Source organism: Pseudohaliea rubra DSM 19751, assembly GCF_000764025.1.
Classification (GTDB): domain Bacteria; phylum Pseudomonadota; class Gammaproteobacteria; order Pseudomonadales; family Halieaceae; genus Pseudohaliea; species Pseudohaliea rubra.
Genome location: NZ_KN234758.1, coordinates 1 through 17494, shown reverse-complemented (window position 1 = coordinate 17494; position 17494 = coordinate 1). Strand labels below are relative to the sequence as shown.

Annotated in this window: 17 protein-coding genes; 6 read left to right on the top strand and 11 right to left on the bottom strand. The window is 68.1% G+C overall.

Going from position 1 to position 17494, the window contains the following annotated elements; translation table 11 throughout:
• The first annotated feature begins 1 nt into the window (after nucleotide 1).
• Nucleotides 2-538: a ribosome biogenesis factor YjgA gene (gene yjgA / locus HRUBRA_RS07010; RefSeq protein WP_236629807.1), complete on the top strand. Its 537-nt coding sequence runs from the start codon at nucleotides 2-4 to the stop codon at nucleotides 536-538.
• Here yjgA and HRUBRA_RS07005 read toward each other — a convergent pair.
• From HRUBRA_RS07005 to HRUBRA_RS06980, 6 genes are read right to left on the bottom strand one after another with little or no spacing between them, the layout of a single operon-like run.
• Nucleotides 524-4207, bottom strand: a complete 3684-nt coding sequence (locus HRUBRA_RS07005; RefSeq protein ID WP_035515825.1) for a YhdP family phospholipid transporter — start codon at nucleotides 4205-4207, stop codon at nucleotides 524-526. The two genes, yjgA and HRUBRA_RS07005, sit on opposite strands and share 15 nt — an antisense overlap.
• Before the next feature lie 6 nt (nucleotides 4208-4213).
• The gene (gene rng / locus HRUBRA_RS07000; RefSeq protein WP_035515824.1) at nucleotides 4214-5668 is read right to left on the bottom strand and encodes a ribonuclease G; all 1455 of its coding nucleotides are present in this window, start codon (nucleotides 5666-5668) and stop codon (nucleotides 4214-4216) included.
• Nucleotides 5665-6249, bottom strand: coding sequence for a Maf family protein (locus HRUBRA_RS06995; protein WP_035515822.1), 585 nt, complete (start codon nucleotides 6247-6249; stop codon nucleotides 5665-5667). The genes rng and HRUBRA_RS06995 overlap by 4 nt, the downstream gene beginning before the upstream one ends.
• Nucleotides 6239-6730, bottom strand: a complete 492-nt coding sequence (gene mreD, locus HRUBRA_RS06990) for a rod shape-determining protein MreD (RefSeq protein WP_035515819.1) — start codon at nucleotides 6728-6730, stop codon at nucleotides 6239-6241. The genes HRUBRA_RS06995 and mreD overlap by 11 nt, the downstream gene beginning before the upstream one ends.
• Nucleotides 6730-7569 (bottom strand): rod shape-determining protein MreC, encoded by an 840-nt coding sequence (mreC, locus tag HRUBRA_RS06985; protein ID WP_084592515.1) that lies wholly within the window; start codon nucleotides 7567-7569, stop codon nucleotides 6730-6732. The genes mreD and mreC overlap by 1 nt, the downstream gene beginning before the upstream one ends.
• 41 nt (nucleotides 7570-7610) lie before the next feature.
• Complete coding sequence (locus HRUBRA_RS06980; protein WP_035515815.1) at nucleotides 7611-8648, bottom strand: rod shape-determining protein; 1038 nt, start codon at nucleotides 8646-8648, stop codon at nucleotides 7611-7613.
• A gap of 255 nt (nucleotides 8649-8903) precedes the next feature.
• On the opposite strand from HRUBRA_RS06980, the gene gatC reads away from it, so the two are divergent.
• From gatC to HRUBRA_RS06960, 4 genes are read left to right on the top strand one after another with little or no spacing between them, the layout of a single operon-like run.
• Nucleotides 8904-9191, top strand: coding sequence for an Asp-tRNA(Asn)/Glu-tRNA(Gln) amidotransferase subunit GatC (gatC, locus tag HRUBRA_RS06975; protein WP_035515813.1), 288 nt, complete (start codon nucleotides 8904-8906; stop codon nucleotides 9189-9191).
• 21 nt (nucleotides 9192-9212) lie between these two features.
• The gene (gatA, locus tag HRUBRA_RS06970) at nucleotides 9213-10667 is read left to right on the top strand and encodes an Asp-tRNA(Asn)/Glu-tRNA(Gln) amidotransferase subunit GatA (protein WP_035515908.1); all 1455 of its coding nucleotides are present in this window, start codon (nucleotides 9213-9215) and stop codon (nucleotides 10665-10667) included.
• Nucleotides 10664-12109 carry an Asp-tRNA(Asn)/Glu-tRNA(Gln) amidotransferase subunit GatB gene (gene gatB / locus HRUBRA_RS06965; protein ID WP_035515812.1) on the top strand — a complete coding sequence of 482 codons (1446 nt, stop codon included), beginning with the start codon at nucleotides 10664-10666 and terminating at the stop codon, nucleotides 12107-12109. Before gatA ends, gatB begins: the two co-directional genes overlap by 4 nt.
• 7 nt (nucleotides 12110-12116) lie before the next feature.
• Nucleotides 12117-12428 carry a PA4642 family protein gene (locus HRUBRA_RS06960; protein WP_035515808.1) on the top strand — a complete coding sequence of 104 codons (312 nt, stop codon included), beginning with the start codon at nucleotides 12117-12119 and terminating at the stop codon, nucleotides 12426-12428.
• Between the two features lie 4 nt (nucleotides 12429-12432).
• Here the strand turns inward: HRUBRA_RS06960 and smrA are convergent, their stop codons facing one another.
• Nucleotides 12433-13029: a DNA endonuclease SmrA gene (gene smrA / locus HRUBRA_RS06955; protein WP_035515806.1), complete on the bottom strand. Its 597-nt coding sequence runs from the start codon at nucleotides 13027-13029 to the stop codon at nucleotides 12433-12435.
• A gap of 123 nt (nucleotides 13030-13152) precedes the next feature.
• Between smrA and cysZ the strand changes: the two genes are divergently transcribed.
• Entirely contained in the window at nucleotides 13153-13908 is a 756-nt protein-coding gene (cysZ, locus tag HRUBRA_RS06950) for a sulfate transporter CysZ (RefSeq protein ID WP_035515805.1), read from the top strand.
• Here the strand turns inward: cysZ and rhlB are convergent.
• From rhlB to HRUBRA_RS06930, 4 genes are all read right to left on the bottom strand, one after another.
• Entirely contained in the window at nucleotides 13905-15155 is a 1251-nt protein-coding gene (gene rhlB, locus HRUBRA_RS06945; protein WP_035515803.1) for an ATP-dependent RNA helicase RhlB, read from the bottom strand. The genes cysZ and rhlB overlap by 4 nt on opposite strands.
• Before the next feature lie 42 nt (nucleotides 15156-15197).
• Nucleotides 15198-15824 (bottom strand): HvfX family Cu-binding RiPP maturation protein, encoded by a 627-nt coding sequence (locus HRUBRA_RS06940; RefSeq protein ID WP_052094490.1) that lies wholly within the window; start codon nucleotides 15822-15824, stop codon nucleotides 15198-15200.
• Between the two features lie 461 nt (nucleotides 15825-16285).
• A complete protein-coding gene (locus HRUBRA_RS06935) occupies nucleotides 16286-17047 on the bottom strand; it encodes a HesA/MoeB/ThiF family protein (protein WP_236629806.1) in 762 nt (253 codons plus the stop codon).
• The coding region (locus tag HRUBRA_RS06930; RefSeq protein WP_035515801.1) for a peptide chain release factor N(5)-glutamine methyltransferase at nucleotides 17022-17494 on the bottom strand (473 nt) is incomplete at its 5' end. The genes HRUBRA_RS06935 and HRUBRA_RS06930, both read right to left, overlap by 26 nt.

Below are 17494 nucleotides of genomic sequence, written 5' to 3'. Positions count from 1 at the left end.
GATGGTTAACGACGATCGCAACAGCATGGACGACGCTCCGGACGACGCCGATGAGGCGCCCAGCAAGAGTGCCCTCAAGCGCGAGATGACCGCGCGGCAGAACCTCGGCGAGGCGCTCTGCGCGCTGAGCCCGCGGGAGCTGGCGGCGATCCCCATCGAGGACCCTGCTCTTGCGCAGGCCATCGCAGAGTCGCGCAACATCACCAGCCGCAGCGCCCGACGCCGGCATCTGCAGTTCATCGGCAAACTCATGCGCACCGTGGACCCGGCGCCGCTGCAGGCGGGGCTGGACGGGCTGTACCGGCAACGCGCCGAAAACGCCGCGCAGCATCACGAGCTGGAGGCGCTCCGGGACACGCTGATCGACCGCGGTGACGCCGGGCTGCCGGCAGTGCTTGAGCGCTTCCCGGAAGCAGACCGGCAGCACCTGCGGCAGCTCCTGCGCCAGGCGCGCCGGGAGCAGGAAGCCCAGCGCCCCCCGGCCGCCGCCCGCAAGCTGTTCCGCTATCTGCGCGAACTCCAGTCAGCGCCCGGCTGAAGCGCCATCCTCCGCCGGCGCGCTAGCGTCCGCCGGCGCCGCGGCGTCCTCTGCCTCTCCGCTCCCGGCCGACGACGGTGCCTTCGGGTCGACTACCCGCTCACCGTTCGGGTCTACGGGGATACTGGCGTTGTCGTCGAAGATCCGCCGCAGGCGCACCGAGGGACTGCCGAGGGGCCCGGCCACTTCGTAAACGCCGCTGGACATGCGCTTGACCTGTTTCTCGAAGACTTTGCTCACCACGTAAACGCCGGCCGCCACGGGCAGCCCGCCGGCCAGCGCCGCGACCCAGGGCAGATTGTTCGCTACCGGCAGCGTTACCACGAGTTCGCCCTCAATCGTCGAAAGATCGGTGACCCCGCTGAATTCGAAGGCGCTCGCCGAGCCGCGGAGTGTAAGTGCCGGCAGCTCCACCTTCCCGCCGCGAAACAGGAACTCGCTGCGGGCACGATCGAAGGGGATACCGGATTCGAACATATGCGCCAGGCTGAGGCCCCGGAGTATCTCGGCGAGATTCAGGAGGGAGAGTACCTTCAGGGCCCCGGCGGAACCCTTTGCATCGAGAAGCCGGCCGTCCCGGGCCTCCACGACAACGCTGCCCTCGAGATCCGCCAGGGCGAGCGCTGCCGGCGCGCCGGGCCAGCGCAGGTCCGCGCTGGCGCTGCCGCCCTCGGTCACCAGTGTCGGCGCATAGCCGAGTCCGACAAGAACCTGCCCGAGGTCGTCAAAACCGAGGTCAATGGCAAACTGTGATTCCCCTGCGGCGCCTTCTCCCCCGGCCCAGCGCAGTACACCGCCCTCCTCGCTCAGGCTACGGACGCCCAGGAGTTCGCCACGGACCCCGCGGGCGATCAGAGCCCCGGCGTCCCGGTCCAGTTCAAAGGCCAGGTGCCCGAGGCGCTCTCCGTCGCGGCGCAGCTCGAGAATATCGATACTCACGGGACGCAGCGCGCGATAGACGGCGTCGAAGTCCACGTCGAGGCCCTCCTCGCCCTCCGGCTCGGGCAGACCCTCAAGATCAAGGTAGTCCAGCAGCAGCAGCGGCACCGGGCCGCCGAGGTCCAGGGAGCCCTGCAGCCAATCGGCCTCCAGACGCAGGTTGCCATCCACCAGGGTGCCGTCGGCGAGGGCAAGGCGCCCGGCGAGGCGCTCGCCAAGGGCCAGCTCGATCGCCACGCGATCGCGGGCCAGGGTCAGGTCCAGGGCGAGGGAGCGCGGCGCATCCGCTGCCTTGCCCCAGGGTGCCGGCAGGGCCAGGGCCACGCCGTTAAGATCGCTGGCCAGGGTCAGCCGGGCAGGCTCGCCGCGGCGCAGGAAGAGCTCACCGAACGCGTCGGCGCTGCCGGTGGCCAGCGTCGGGGCGGGCAGCTGAAGCCAGTCGAAGAGCGACGTTGTGGGCAGGCCCTTGCCGGCGAAACGCAGAACCAGGGGTGCTTGCGCGCTGTCCTGGGAGAGGCCCGCGCTGACCGGGCTGCCCCACAGCGTACCGGCAAGATCGTCACTGGCAAAACCGCTGCCGCTCGCGTAGCGCACCCGGCCGGCGATGTCCTCAAAGACCAGCCCTCCCGGTTGAACCTGCAACAGAGCGTCCGCTGCGCTCACGTCGACGGCGATCACGGGTTCGCTGCGCCCGTCCAGCGGCAGCCGGAGCGCAAGCTCTGTCCGCACCGGGCCCTGTGCGGACCAGCGCTCGATCACGTCACCGCTGAGCGCGGCGAGGGGCGAGGCTTTCAGCACTGCCAGGCCGTCTCCCGCGTCGCCGGCGACCGTTGCGGCCACGGCGAGGACGCGCTCGCCTTTCCCTCCGCGCCAGGTTTCCGCCGAGAGCCGCTCGACCCGGTTGCCGCCGACCTCGCCGCGCTCGCTCCAGACACTCACCCGCCTGTCGTCGATGAGCAGTCGCCCGGTAAGGTTCTCAAGCGGCGGCCAGGCCGGGTCGAAAGCCACGGTGGCGTCCTCGACATCGAGGTGGAGCTGCACCGTGAGGTGATCAAAGTTGCGCCGGCGCAGGCTGCCCCGCCAGGCAAAGCCCCCGCTGGCGATACGCCCGGGACCGATCGCATCGGCCAGCCAGCGCCGGAGATTCTCCGGCAGTCGATAGGGCAGGTACTTGTCGCGATAGCGGGCGCGGCTCTCATCGAGACCGACCAGCAGCGCCATGGCCGGTCCAACGGTAGTCCGCGTAAAGGGGATGTGCAGCCCGAGCAGCGCCCGCGCCCTGCCCTCCTCGCCCCGGGCCTCTAGCAGATCCGAGCGGATCCAAAGCTGTTCCGTATCCCAGTTTAACGTCAGATCACCGTGAACTGTTTCGTAGGCCAGGGGCTCGCGGTAGACCTTGGGGAAGGTCAGCACGAGGCCTTCGCTGTCGATGCGCACGCTGCCGCCCCCGGGGTGAAGCTTCACAAAGGCATCGGCGCCGGCGGTACCCGGTGCTCCCCGCCAGGACTCGACCGCGAGATCATCCACACGGGCGATCAGCGCCCAGGCTCGACCGGGAGCGCGCAGGTCATCGAGGCTCAGCTCCAGGGCACGCACATCGCCGCGGGGGGCAAGGACCGTCAGCGCATCGGCGAGCCGCGGCGGCATGCTCGGCAGGCTGGCCAGAAAGCTGTCGATACCGTCGAGGCGAAACTTCCCGCTGCGCACACGCAGCGAATCGCCACGGAGGTCAAACTGGGCCCGGGGCAGAAGCCAGCGGCGCCCGCCCTGGGCCAGGGAGAGGTCTGAAGCGTGCAGCGACCAGCCGTCCTGGCCCTCCACCAGGGCCGCGTCCATGGCCATGGACGCCAGGGGGACGCGCCAGCCGCGGTCGCTGCCCTCCAGGAGCAGGTTGCTTCCAGCCAGGGACAGCCTGAGGTCTGAACGACCCCCGGCGCGCTGCAGCCAGAGCTGCACGCCGGCACGACCTGCTGCCCGCACCGGCACGGCAACCGGCAGCCAATCGAAGAGGCGCTCGAGGCGCTCGGCCTCCACCGCAAGGTACACATCGCCGCGCCAGCTCGCCGGCAGCAGGGGATTGCCGATGCCGTCGGCATGCAGCGTAGCCTCATTACCCGACGCCGTCGCGATGCGCGCATCGAGGGTGCGGGCGCTGCCGCTGCGCTTGAGGGTGAGATCGAGCTGCGCGCGACGGGGAGGCGTATCCTGCCGGTGCAGGAAAACCGCGTTATCCTCCAGCGTGAGGGCCCGGATCCGGGGCAGAAAGGCTGCCAGCCAGTCGCGCAGGCCGCCATCGTCACCAGGTACGCCGAAGCCACGCAGCCGCAGGCGCCCCGCTTCGTCCTGATCCAGCGCCACGGAGAGGCCGCTCAGGGTCACAAAGCTCGCCTGGGGGCTCTGCGTCAGCAGGCTGCGCAGCGGTGCCAGGCGCAGGCTGCCGCGGGCCAGCTGCACCGGCTCGATGGCCTCGCCGGGAAAGGCCAGGCGCAGATCCGTAAAGACCAGCTCCGGAGAAAAGGCCTCCATACGCCCGCTCACGGAAGACGCGCTCAGGGTAAAAGGCAGGCGCTCGTTGAGGGCCGACAGCAGCTGAGGCTGCAGCGCCGTCACGTTGCTCATGAGCACGCGCCCCGAGGCGACATAGACGGCGAGGAGCACCACGCCGGCCACAAGCAGGCGCCAGAGCGTGCCGGCAAGAAAATGGAAGGGCGAGTAGGCGTCTGCTTTCACGAAGGGTTAGAGCAGCACGATATCGAACTGTTCCTGACTGTACTCCGGTTCTACCCGGAAACTGATGGTCTTGCCGATGAAAGCCTCGAGGTCAGCGACGTTCGCCGACTCCTCGTCGACGAGCCGGTCGACCACGCCCTGCCCGGCGAGCACCAGGAGATTGTCATTCTCATAGGCGCGGGCATCGCGCATGATTTCCCGAAATATCTCGTAACAGACCGTCTCCGCGGTCTTCAGCACGCCGCGGCCGTCGCAGACCGGGCAGGTCCCGCAGAGAAGCTGCTCGAGGGACTCCCGCGTGCGCTTGCGGGTCATTTCTACCAGGCCGAGCTCGGACACACCGGTAATCTTGTTGCGGGCCGGGTCCCGCGCCATGGCTTTTTCCAGGGTTCGGTGTACCTGACGCCGGTGCTCCGGATCCCGCATGTCGATAAAGTCGACGATGATGATGCCGCCGAGGTTGCGCAGTCGCAGCTGCCGGGCCAGGGTCGTCGCCGCCTCGAGGTTGGTCTTGAACACCGTTTCCTCGTGGTTGCGCCGGCCGACGAAGGAGCCCGTGTTCACGTCGATGGTGGTCATGGCCTCGGTCTGGTCGATGACCAGGTAGCCCCCGGACTTGAGAGCGACGCTGCGGCTCAGAGACCGCTGGATGTCCTCCTCGATGCCATGGATGTCAAAGAGGGGCCGCTCGCCGCTGTAGCACTCGAGGAGATCGGCGACCTCGGGCATGTATTCGCCGCAGAAGCCCTTGAGCGCCTCATAGTTCTCGCGGCTGTCGATACGGATGCGTTCAACCCCCGGCCGGGCGAGGTCGCGGACAGTGCGCAGATGCAGCGGCAGGTCCTCGTAGAGCAGCTGCGGCTCGCGGGCCGCGGCCGCGCGCCGGGAGACGGCGGCCCAGAGCCGCTTCAGGAAGCGCAGGTCCTGGGCGATCTCCGCCGGGCCCGCGCCCTCGGCGGCTGTGCGCAGGATAAAGCCCCCGGCCTCATCCATTTCCTCCGCCTCCAGCGCATTGGCAAGCACTTCCTGCAGCCGGGAACGCTCTTCGTCATCGTCGATGCGCTGCGATACGCCCACATGCTGGGTCTGCGGCATGTAGACAAGGTAGCGGGAGGCGATCGAGAGCTGCGAGGTCACCCGCGCACCCTTGCTGCCGAGAGGATCCTTGGTGACCTGGACGGTGACGGCCTGGCCCTCGCGCAGATGGTCGGCAATGCGCTCACTGGCATCGACGCTGCCGATGATATCGGAGACGTGAAGGAAGGCGTTGCGGGCCTGGCCGATATCCACGAAGGCCGCCTGCATGCCCGGGAGCACCCGGCTGATACGACCGGCGTAGATGTTACTGACGGTGCCACGGCTCGCGCTGCGCTCGATGTGGATGTCCTGGGTGGCACCGTTCTCTACCACCGCGACCCGCGTCTCCATGGGCGTGACATTGACCAGGATCTCCTCGCTCATGAGGCCGTACCTGCGTCGGGGCCGGCGAGGAGACCGGCGGTCAGCAGCAGCTCCCGGGTCTCCACCAGCGGCAGGCCGACCACGTTGCTGTAGCTGCCGGTCAGGCTGCGCACGAAAGCCCCGGCCCGGCCCTGGATGCCATAGCCGCCGGCCTTGTCCCAGGGCTCCTCCGTGGCGAGGTAGGCGTGGATGCGGGCATCGTCCAGGCGGTCGAAGGTGACCGCGGTGCGCACCGTCACCGCCCAGGTCTGCCCGCCACGGCAGAGCACAACGGCCGTGAGCACACTGTGCTCGCGGCCGGACAGGCGTCGGAGCATGGCCTGGCCGTCGTCCCGGTCCCGGGGCTTGCCGAGGATGGTGTCCTCGAGGACTACCGCCGTGTCCGCCGCCAGCACCGCCGGACCGTCAATGGCCCGGGCCTTGGCCGCCGCAGTGCGCGCCACGTAGGCCGCCGGCGCCTCGCCGGGCAGGGGCGTCTCGTCCACCGCTGCCGGCTGCACGCGAAAGGGCAGCCCGAGCAGCGCCAGCAGCTCCCGCCGCCGGGGGCTTTGGGAGGCCAGCACCAAAGGTTCAATGGACATAGTAGTAACGCCTCGCAGCGCGCAGCACCAGCCGCACCACTGGCCAGAGCAGAGCGCTGGTTACCGCCGGGAGCAGGAACAGGAAAGAGCGCGCACCGGCGCCCTCGAGGTTCTGGATCCACTGGCATACGAGCTGATGCAGCCCGACGATGAGGAAGACGGTGAGCGCCTGCTGCGCCAGGGAGAACACGCGCATGCGCTGGTAAAGAAGCCGCGCCAGCAGCGCTGCAAGCGAAAGAGCGAGCACATTCTGACCAAGCACGGCGCCCTCGAGCACGTCCATGAGCAGGCCGGCGAGCGCTGCGGTCACCAGACCGACCCGGTGCGGCAGGGCGATAACCCAGTAGGTGAGCACCAGCAGCAGCCACTCGGGGCGCAGCCAGGCAAGCCAGGGCCCCAGGGGAAGCACGGCGAGCACACAGGCAACAAAAAAACTGGCCAGAATGACCCAGTACCCCGAAGCCCCCTCCCCCGGCACCATCAGCCGCCCGCCTCCTGCTCGTTCCGGGCGAACACCAGCAGAACATGGCGCGCCCGGTCGAGGGCCGCCGTCGGCCGCGCGGTAATGCGGGCGAAAGCCTGGCCCGGGTCGCGCTCGATGGCGGTGACCGTGGCCACCGGGTAACCGATGGGGAAGCGCTGGCCAAGGCCCGACGTCACCAGCAGGTCGCCCTCCTCAATGTCGGTGGTGGCCGCCACGTGGTGAATCTCCAGCCGGTCCAGAGAGCCCGTGCCCTCCGCCACGGCGCGCACCCCATTGCGGTTCACCTGCACGGGCACCGAGTGGGTGGCATCGGTGATCAGCAGTACCCGGGCATGGAAACGGCTCACCTCCAGGACCTGCCCCATGAGCCCACCCGCATCGATAAGCGGCTGTCCCGGGTAAACGCTGGCATCGTCGCCCTTGTCGAGGATGAGCTGGTGCCGCACCGGGTCCGGAGCGACGCCGACCACCTCCGCCACCAGCACATCGTCGCGCAGCAGCGCCGTGGAGTTGAGCAGCGAACGCAGTCGGGCATTGTCTGCCTGCAGGGAGGCCAGCTGCTGCTGCCGGCCCTTGAGCACAAGGTTTTCCCGCCGCAGGTGCGCGTTGTCCTCAAGGAGCGTCTGACGGGAACGGAGGTGCGTGTCCTGCCAGGCACCGATGGCACCGGGAATGCCGGCCACCCAGAACACCGGGGCGAGGAGCGTGTCGAGTACGGCACGGCTGCCATCGAGGCGGTTGTAGCGGAGATCGGCCACCAGCAATGCAGCCACGGCAAGAGCGACCAGCGTCACCTTCAACCCGAGGTGCGATTCTTTGACGAATAGCGGCCTGATGTCAGTTCCCGGTGGCCGGCGGCCAACGGGGCACCGGCGTCTTACTCAGTGGACAGCAAGTCTATCGTATGCCGATCCATGCGTTCCATAGCCATACCGCCGCCGCGGGCGACGCAGGTCAGTGGATCCTCGGCAACCACCACCGGCAGCCCGGTCTCCTCGGCGATGAGCCGGTCGAGATCGCGCAGCAGGGCGCCGCCGCCGGTGAGCACGATACCGCTTTCGGCAATGTCGGCGGCCAGCTCCGGCGGCGACTGCTCGAGAGCCGACTTGACAGACTGGACGATGGAGGCCAGCGGATCCTGCAGTGCCTCGAGAATCTCGTCGCTGTTCAGCGTGAAGCTCCGCGGCACGCCCTCGGCGAGGTTGCGACCGCGCACGTCGATCTCGCGGATCTCACTTCCCTTGTAGGCGCAGCCGATCTCTTCCTTGATCCGCTCTGCCGTGGCGTCGCCGATAAGCGTGCCGTAGCGACGGCGCACGTAGGCGACAATGGACTCGTCAAAGCGATCGCCGCCCACGCGCACCGCATCCCGGTAGACCACACCGTTCAGGGAGATGATGGCAATCTCTGTGGTTCCGCCGCCGATGTCTACGACCATGCAACCACTGGCTTCATCGACATCGAGGCCGGCGCCGATAGCGGCCGCCATGGGCTCCTCGATAAGACGGACTTCCCGGGCGCCGGCGCTGAGGGCGGACTCACGGATCGCCCGACGCTCCACCTGCGTCGACATGCAGGGCACACAGATCAGCACCCGCGGGCTCGGGCGGATGTAGCGGGTTTCGTGCACCTTGGCGATGAAGTGCTGGAGCATCTTCTCGGTGACCTGGAAATCGGCGATGACGCCATCCTTCAGCGGCCGGATGGCAGTAATGTTGCCCGGCGTGCGGCCCAGCATGCGCTTGGCCTCTCTACCGACTGCCTCGATGGTCTTCTGCCCGTTGTGCATACGGATCGCAACCACGGAGGGCTCATCGAGGATGATCCCCTGATCGCGAACGTAAATCAGTGTGTTGGCGGTCCCCAGGTCGATCGACAGATCATTGGAGAACATTCCGCGAAGCTTCTTGAGCATGCAATCGGTACCTTGAGGGGCCCTGACCACCACGAACGCAAAGGACGCTTTCGCGGGCAATGCAATCATGGACGACGCGGTCACGGACGGAAGAAACCGAACGGAACAAAGCCGCGTTTTCCTGTGGTATCCGGGGCGCCAGACTGCGAGCAACTCTACCAATGGCAGGGATGTTGGGCAAGGCGCATCTATGATAGATTTGCGCCCTCGCGGCCCCGGCCGCGGCCCCCAGAAGCAACGCGGAATCCCCTGCCCATGAGCTTAGGCGCCGAGCAACTCGAGCGGCTGGCCGCCCTGGCCCGCCTGCGCATCGACCCCGGAGAGGCACCGGCACTCAAGGACGCACTCGAACGCATCCTCGGGCTGGCCGAAGAACTGGCCGCCGCGGACACCACCGGTATCGACCCCCTCGCCAACCCTCTCGACGCCGTGCAGCCGCTGCGCGCCGACACGGTCACCGAGAGCAACCGCCGGGACGCCTTTCAGGCTATCGCCCCCGCCGTAGAGGATGGGCTCTATCTTGTACCCCGGGTCGTGGAGTAAGCCGTGGCCAGCGAAACGCCAGTGACCGCCAGCAGCCTGCTCGAAGCCCTGGATCAGGGGCGCTGCTCCGCCGAGGAGCTCATCCGCGACTGCCTCGACCGGATCGGCGCCGTCGACGGCGCGCTCAACAGCTTTATTACCGTAGACGCAGAGGGCGCCCTCGCTGCGGCCCGCGCCGCCGACGCCGATCGCGCCGCAGGCCGCGCCGGCCCCCTGGCGGGGCTGCCCCTCGCCCACAAGGATATCTTCTGCACTGAGGGCCTGCGGACCAGCTGCGCCTCACGCATGCTCGACACCTTTGTGCCGCCCTACAGCGCCACCGCGGTGCAGCGCCTCGCCACCGCCGGCGCCGTGACCGTCGGCAAGACCAACATGGATGAGTTCGCCATGGGCTCATCCAACGAGACCAGCTACTACGGCCCCTGCCGCAATCCCTGGGACGGCGACCGGGTGCCGGGGGGCTCCTCCGGCGGTTCCGCGGCGGCTGTCGCCGCGGGCCTGGTCCCGGCGGCCACGGGCACAGACACCGGCGGCTCCATCCGCCAGCCCGCGGCCCTCTGCGGGATCACCGGCATCAAACCGACCTACGGCCGCGTATCGCGCCTGGGCATGATCGCCTTTGCTTCCAGCCTCGATCAGGGCGGTGTGATGGCCCGCAGCGCTGAGGACTGCGCCCTGCTCCTCGGCACCATGGCCGGTCACGACCCGGCCGACTCCACCTCCGCCCGGGAGCCGGTGCCCGACTACCGGAGCGGGCTGACCATGGCACTCGACGGCCTGCGCATCGGCCTGCCCCGGCGCTGGTTCGACGCCTCCCTCGACAGTGCCGTCGGCGACCGGTTGCGCGCGGCGCTCGGCGAACTGGAAGCACGCGGCGCGCGGCTGGTGGACATCGACCTGCCGCACAACCACCTGAGCATCCCGGCCTACTACCTTATCGCCCCGGCGGAAGCGTCCACGAACCTCGCCCGCTACGACGGCGTGCGCTACGGGCACCGCTGCAAGGCCCCCCTGGACCTCGAGGACCTGTACACCCGCAGCCGCGAGGAGGGCTTCGGTGCCGAAGTACAGCGCCGCATCCTCATCGGCACCTATGCCCTCTCGGCGGGCTACTACGACGCCTATTACAAGAAAGCGCAGCAGACCCGGCGCCTGATCCGGCAGGACTACCTCGACGCCTTCACCGGCGTCGATGTGATCGCCGGCCCGACGGCGCCGGGGACCGCTTTCCGCCTCGGGGAGAAAATCGACGATCCGGTGACCATGTATCAGGAAGACAGCTACACGCTGGGAGTGAACCTCGCCGGCCTGCCGGCGCTGAGCCTGCCCGTGGAGCCCCTCGGCGGGCTGCCGGTGGGCCTGCAGCTCATCGGACAGCACTTCGACGAGGCACGCCTGCTCGCCCTGGCGCACCGCTATCAGCAGGACACCGACTGGCACCTGCAGGCGCCGCCGCCCCCGGGAGGTGCCGCATGAACTGGGAACCGGTCATCGGCCTGGAGGTCCACCTGCAGCTGGCCACCCGCTCGAAGATCTTCTCCGGCAGCGCCACGACCTTCGGCGCCGCGCCGAACACCCAGGCCAGCGCCGTGGACCTGGCCATGCCCGGCATGCTGCCGGTGCTCAATGAGCAGGCCGTGCGCTACGCCGTGCTCTTCGGCCTCGGCATCGACGCCGAGATCGGCCGCCGCTCGGTCTTTGACCGCAAGAACTACTTCTACCCGGACCTGCCCAAGGGCTATCAGATCAGCCAGTTCGCCGAGCCCATCGTCGGCCGCGGCCAGTTCGAAATCGTCCTCGGCGACGGCACCAGCAAAACTGTCGGCATTACCCGGGCGCACCTCGAAGAGGACGCCGGCAAGTCCCTGCACGAGGACTATCACGGCCAGACCGGCATCGACCTGAACCGCGCCGGGACGCCGCTGCTGGAGATTGTCACCGAGCCCGAGCTCGCCAGCGCCGAGGAGGCCGTGGCCTACCTGAAGGCCCTGCACAGCCTGGTGCTGTACCTCGGCATCTCCGACGGCAATATGGCCGAGGGTTCCATGCGCTGCGATATCAACATCTCCCTGCGGCCGGCCGGCAGCGACACCCTCGGCACCCGCGCAGAGATCAAGAACGTCAACTCCTTCCGCTTCGTCGAGAAAGCCATCGCGCACGAGATCGAACGCCAGGCGGAGCTCCTCGACAGCGGTGGCAGCGTAGTGCAGGAAACCCGCCTCTACGACGCCGAGCGCGACGAGACGCGCCCCATGCGCAGCAAGGAAGTGGCGACCGACTACCGCTATTTCCCCGAGCCGGACCTGCTGCCCGTGGTGCTCGAGGAATCCCTCATCGAGGAGCTGCGCGCCACCCTGCCGGAGCTGCCGACGGCCAAGCGGCAGCGCTTCCAGGACCAGTACGGTCTCTCCGCCTACGACGCCGGCGTGCTGGCCGACAGCCGCGCCCTGGCCGACTACTTCGAGGCTGTGGCCGGCACCTGCAGTGATGCCAAACTGGCCGCGAACTGGGTACAGGTAGAGCTGCTTGGCCAACTCAACCGCGAGGGGCTCACCATCGGCGACTGCCCCCTGGCGCCGGACGCCCTTGGCGGCCTGCTGGCGCGGATTCTGGACGAGACCATCTCGGGCAAGATCGCCAAGCAGATCTTCGAGGCCATGTGGCAGGGCGAGGGCGATGCCGATAGCATCATCGAAGCCCGGGGCCTCAGACAGGTCTCTGACAGCGGCGCCATTGCCGCCATGGTCGATGCAGCCCTTGCCGGCAATCCGGAGCAGGTAGCGCAGTACGCCGCGGCGGACGACCAGAAACGCAAGAAACTCATCGGCTACTTCGTCGGCCAGGTGATGAAGACCTCGAAGGGCCAGGCCAACCCGGCGCTGGTCAATCAGCTGCTGGCGGAAAAACTGCCGGACTGAGGACAGCATGCGCAAGGACAAGAGCAAGGTCATCGACGAGCAGTGGGACGATGCGCGGGTAAAAAGCTTCCTCGCCTACCGCGCCCACGACGGCACTCCGGACGACTTCCATATACTGCTGCGCGCCTACCAGGGCATGCGTGCCGAGGATTTCTCCCGCTTCCTGGTGTTCTTCGCGGCGGAGGGCCGGGACATGGACGCCCGCAATGGCGCTGGCGAGACAGTGCTGGACATCGTCGCGGGCCACCGTCTCGGCGGCCCCTATGCCGAGGCCCTGCGCGCTGCCGGCGCCGGCAGCGGGCGTACGGCTACAGCATGAAGGCTCACTCCACCGGAACCCGCCCGCGGAGGAAACGCTCTCTGTTCTCCTGCTTCTTCGCCTCGCTCTTACGCAGCAGCACGTAGACCGCACCGGTGCCGCCGTGCTGCGGCTGAGCGCTGTGGAAAGCCTGCACCGCCTCGAGCTCCCGGAGCCACTGGTCGACAGCGCCCTTGAGCACTGACAGACGCTCGTCCTTCGGCTTGCGCTCGCCCTTGCCATGCACCAGAAGGACACTGCGCAGGCCCAGTTCCAGGCAATCCTCCACAAAAGCGAAAAGCTCGCCTCGGGCTTCGCGCACGGTCATGCGGTGCAGGTCGAGGCGCGCATCCGCGGGGTAGCGGCCCTGCTTGAGCTTGCGATAGACGCCGTTCTGGATACCCGGCCGCTTGAAGGCAAGCACATACCAGGGATCTTTGGCCTCGATGCCGTCCTCGCGCAGAGGATTCCGGTCCCGGCCCGGGGCCGTCACCGCCGCGCTGCGCCGTGCCGCCAGCGTTGCGGCGTCGGCCCCGCCATCGCCCCGCCGCACGCGCCGCTCGCGGCGCAGCGGCGCCACGTCTGCCATTTCCTGCCAGAACAGCTCGTCATCGTCGTGCATAGCGGCCCCCGCTGGCGTGTGAAATGAGCCGGCCATTATAACCGCGAGAGCACGTCCCCCAAGGTGACCGGCGACGCGCAGCCTCTGCTACCATCGGTATCCCCCGCTGATGGTGTCCCGTGCATGCGTGGTAACGCCCTGAAAGGCGCCGGCTACCTGGTACGCGGTGCCAGCCTGCTGACCCGGCCCACCCTGCGATTGTTTGTGGTCGTGCCACTGACCGTGAACATCGTGATCTTCTCAGCGGTGATCTGGTGGGGCGTTAGCTGGCTGTCGGGCTGGCTGGACGCCATCATGGCCGGAGTCCCGGCCTGGCTCGGCTTCCTTGAGTGGCTGCTCTGGCCCCTGGTCGGGCTGCTGGTAACGCTCACCACCGGCTACCTGTTCACCGCGGTGGCCATCGTCATCGCCTCACCGTTCAACAACCTGCTTGCCGAAAAGGTCGAAGAAATGCTCACGGGGCGTGAGGTTGCCGGCCTCGAGGGGCTGGGGGCGGCTTTTGCCGGCGTGCCCCGGGGGATCATCCGCGAGCTGGCCAAGCTGCTCTATTTCGTCCCCATGGCGCTGCTCGTGCTGCTGCTCACCGTCATCCCCGGCCTCAACGCACTGTCACCAGTGCTCTGGTTCGCCTTCGGCGCCTGGATGTTCAGCTTGGAATTCCTCGACTATCCCATGGACAACCACAAGCTCTCTTTCGCCGCTGTGCGCAAGGCCTGCGCAGAACGACGACTATCGAGCCTCGGCTTCGGCGGGCTCGTGGCCCTGGGTACGGGAATACCCCTGGTGAACTTCGTGGTCATGCCGGCGGCGGTCGCCGGCGCTACGCTGTTCTGGGTGGAGGAGGCGGCGGGGACCCACGCCGCCGCAGAAGGGGGCTAGGCCAGTAATTCCTGCGGGGGGTGCGTGCACGACAGGGGCTCGCCGAGGAGCGCCTCAAGATCCGGCAGCAGGAAGGCGTCGTCCTCGCTGGCAAAGCTGATAGACACGCCGGTAGCGCCGGCGCGCCCGGTGCGGCCGATGCGGTGCACGTAATCTTCCGGATCCTCCGGGAGGTTGTAATTCACCACGTGGCTCACGCCCTCGACATGAATCCCGCGCCCGGCGACATCCGTTGCCACGAGCACTGTCAGGTCGCCGCTCTTGAAGCGCTCGAGGGTCTTGGTGCGCTTGTCCTGGGAGATCTCCCCGGACAGGATGCCGGCGCGCACGCCGGCCTTGCGCAAACGCTCGTGCAGGCGCCGGACTTGGTCGCGGCGGTTGGCAAAGACAATGACGCTGTCTGCGTCCGGACCGCGGAGCAGGTTGAGGAGAATGCGGAAGCGCTCTTCGCTGCTGGCCAGGTAAATCTTCTGGTCGACGCTGTCGGTGGCTACGCTCTCGGGCTCGATCTCAACCTTGACCGGGTCTCTCGTCCACTGCGCTGCCAGGTTGATAATGTCCGGCGTGAAGGTGGCGGAAAACAGCAGCGTCTGCCGGTATTCCTTCTGCGGCGTGGCGCGCACGATGCGCTTTACCTGGGGAATGAACCCCATGTCGAGCATCCGGTCTGCTTCGTCCAGCACCAGCACTTCGACGTGATCCAGGAACAGGTCGCGGCGGGTCATGAAGTCGATCAGGCGTCCGGGGGTCGCAACGACGAGATCGACGATGCGCCGGTTCACCTGGTTCAGCTGCTTCTGGTAGTCCATACCGCCGATGAGCGTCACGGTGTTGAGCCCCGTATGGCGGCCCAGCTCCTCGGCATCGGCAGCGATCTGCATGACCAGCTCCCGGGTCGGCGCGATGACCACGGCCCGCGGCTCACCGAGGAAGCGTTCGTTGTCTACCGGGTTGTTGAGCAGGTCGTTGAAAATAGTGATAAGAAAGGCCGCGGTTTTGCCGGTACCGGTCTGCGCCTTGCCGATAGCGTCGTGGCCGCGCAGCGTAAAGGGCAGCACCTGACCCTGGATCGGCGAGCAGTAGCGGAAGCCGAGGTCCGCGATGCCGTGCATCAGCTCGTCGCGCAGGCCGAGGTCATGGAAGCGGGTTTTACCCTCTTCAGGCGGTACCGGAAAATCATCAATGGACCACTCGTGGGTGGCCGGCGCCGTGTTGCTCTCGCGCCGGCCGGCGGAATGCTTGCTCAAGGTACACCTGCATTACTGAAAAATCGGAGCGAAGTTTAGCACTTAGTCGCCCGGGCTGCGCCACCCGCGCGCGGCGGCCCGGCGGCCTCGGGGATAGAGGCGGGCGAGGGTATCGTCGATGCTGGTGAAGCGGCCGCCGCCGGTGACCAGGAGCGCGAGCAGCATTAGCGCGTAGGTGACAGCGAACTCGATACCGTTGTTGAGGATCACCAGCGGACCGTGCTCCGTCAACCAGGGGTAGTTGCCGTGCTCGACGAGCAGCTCCCGGGCGACACCGAGGCGCTGGGCGATGGCCGGATCGCCGCTGTCGGCGACGGCCGCCCAGCCGTTATCCCAGTGCACGGTCAGAGCGGCGCAGATCATGATGAAGCACAGCGGCAGCGCGATCCAGCGGGTGGCCAGACCCAGCAGCAGAAGCAGTGCGCCGATGGCTTCGGTCCAGGCCGCAAGCGGCGCCAGCAGCGCCGGCCAGGGCAGGCCCAGGCCCCAGTCGCCGTTGCCGAACCATTCGATGGTGCTGTCCATGGCCGCGAGCTTCTGCGTGCCGGCCATCCAGAGAATCGGCGCCAGGTACAGGCGCAGAGCCAGGGGCGGCAGCCCGTCGAGCAGGCGCAGGGGGCCGGCGATCGTGTCCCGGAACCGGTAGTAGCGGTTGGCGAGGCGCTGCATGGCGAGTCGTTCGTCCCTGGCGTTGCCAGCTATGACCGTCCCCGGGCTGAAAAGTTTGGTTCATCGCGGATTTCCCGGGGTGGATGGCGGGGGTATGCCCCCAGTCGCTCCACGATATTCGCTTGGTGGGGGCATACCCCCGCCATCCACCCCTACCGTGCCAGGTCCCTGCCGAGTCTGAAGTACGCGGAGGAGCAGGGGTGAGCGCGGGACACTTCTCTCACCAAGCGAATATCGTGGAGCGACTGAGAGAAGTGTCCCGCGCTCACCCCGGAACAGGGCGACTACCGTGCCCGCCCCGGGAAATTCGCAATGAACCAAAAGTTTTAAATCGTCGAACGGCCACGGGGTGAGGGCGGGAGTCTCTTCTCACGGAGCGTGTAGCGAGAAGCGTCTCGACAGGGCAAGGCTGAAGACATCCTCCAGACGCCGCCCCGGAGCACTGTGACAAACCCCGGGTTCTAGCGACCGCAGTCCGGACAATCAGGCCGCGGGGCCAGATCAAGGCGTCGGATCTGGTAGTTGAAGAGGTCGAGGGTCAGCACGGCGCCGCGCAGGTCGCCGCCGTAGCCAGCGAGCACCTTGAGGGCTTCGAGGGCGGCGAGGCTGCCGAGCGTGCCGACCACCGGTCCGAGCACGCCGCTCTCGCTGCAGGACAGGGCGCTCGTGGCGCCCTCTTCCGGAACCAGGCAGCGATAGCAGGGGCCGCCGGCGGCGGGGTGAAAGGTCGCCAGCTGCCCCTCGGTGCGCACCGCCGCCGCCGCGACCAGGGGGATGCCGGCGGCGAGGCAGGCCCGATTGAGGGCAAAGCGGGCCGGATAGTTGTCGCTGCCATCGAGGGCCAGGTCCACCCGGCCCGCGAGCTGCTGCAGGCGCGCCTCATCGGCGCGTTCAGCCACCACCTCCACCCGGGCCGCCGCATTGAGCGCGGCCACCGCGTCCGCTGCCGAGCGCGCCTTATTGCGGCCTAGGTCCGCCTCGCCATGGGCGAGCTGCCGCTGCAGGTTGCTCGGCTCCACCGCATCACCATCGACCAGTACGAGGCTGCCCACACCCGCCGCCGCGAGGTAAAGCGCCGCCGGAGAGCCGAGGCCGCCGAGCCCCAGGATCAGAACCCGGGCCCGCCCCAGCGCCTCCTGCCCGGCAAGATCAAAGGCGGGCAGCAACAGCTGCCGGCTGTAGCGCTCGAGGTCGTCGTCACTGAGCATGACAGAGGCCACCACTGACGCGCTCCAGGCCGGCGAGATCCCGGTGTGTGGCCACGGCGCCGAAGCCCGCGGCAGCGAGCAGCCCGCGCACTGCCTCGCCCTGCTCAGCGCCGTGCTCGAGGAGCAGCCAGCCCCCCGGCGCCAGCTGCACCGGGGCCGCTGCGGCCAGCCGGGAAAGATCCTCGAGGCCCGTGGGGCCGGCTACGAGCGCTCGCCGCGGTTCGTGCGCGAGCTCCGGGCCTGCCAGGTGCGGGTCGTCGCTGGCCAGGTACGGGGGGTTGGAAACGACGAGGTCGAAGGTCTCGCCCGCGAGACCGGCGAACCAGTCCGACGCGAGAAAACGGATGCCGCCGAAGCCGAGGCGGCGGGCATTGTCGCCGGCGACAGCGAGGGCCGCCGGGTCGCGGTCCACCGCGGTGACCTGCCAGCCCGGCCGTTCCGTGGCCAGCGCCAGGGCAATGG

What these genes read in the sequence shown, in the direction of transcription:
- yjgA (WP_236629807.1), top strand. Translation starts at nt 2, where the DNA reads ATGGTTAACGACGATCGCAACAGCATGGACGACGCTCCGGACGACGCC.
- rng (WP_035515824.1), bottom strand. Translation starts at nt 5,668, where the DNA reads ATGAGCGAGGAGATCCTGGTCAATGTCACGCCCATGGAGACGCGGGTC.
- HRUBRA_RS06995 (WP_035515822.1), bottom strand. Translation starts at nt 6,249, where the DNA reads ATGTCCATTGAACCTTTGGTGCTGGCCTCCCAAAGCCCCCGGCGGCGG.
- mreD (WP_035515819.1), bottom strand. Translation starts at nt 6,730, where the DNA reads ATGGTGCCGGGGGAGGGGGCTTCGGGGTACTGGGTCATTCTGGCCAGT.
- HRUBRA_RS06980 (WP_035515815.1), bottom strand. Translation starts at nt 8,648, where the DNA reads ATGCTCAAGAAGCTTCGCGGAATGTTCTCCAATGATCTGTCGATCGAC.
- gatC (WP_035515813.1), top strand. Translation starts at nt 8,904, where the DNA reads ATGAGCTTAGGCGCCGAGCAACTCGAGCGGCTGGCCGCCCTGGCCCGC.
- gatB (WP_035515812.1), top strand. Translation starts at nt 10,664, where the DNA reads ATGAACTGGGAACCGGTCATCGGCCTGGAGGTCCACCTGCAGCTGGCC.
- HRUBRA_RS06960 (WP_035515808.1), top strand. Translation starts at nt 12,117, where the DNA reads ATGCGCAAGGACAAGAGCAAGGTCATCGACGAGCAGTGGGACGATGCG.
- smrA (WP_035515806.1), bottom strand. Translation starts at nt 13,029, where the DNA reads ATGCACGACGATGACGAGCTGTTCTGGCAGGAAATGGCAGACGTGGCG.
- cysZ (WP_035515805.1), top strand. Translation starts at nt 13,153, where the DNA reads ATGCGTGGTAACGCCCTGAAAGGCGCCGGCTACCTGGTACGCGGTGCC.
- HRUBRA_RS06940 (WP_052094490.1), bottom strand. Translation starts at nt 15,824, where the DNA reads ATGCAGCGCCTCGCCAACCGCTACTACCGGTTCCGGGACACGATCGCC.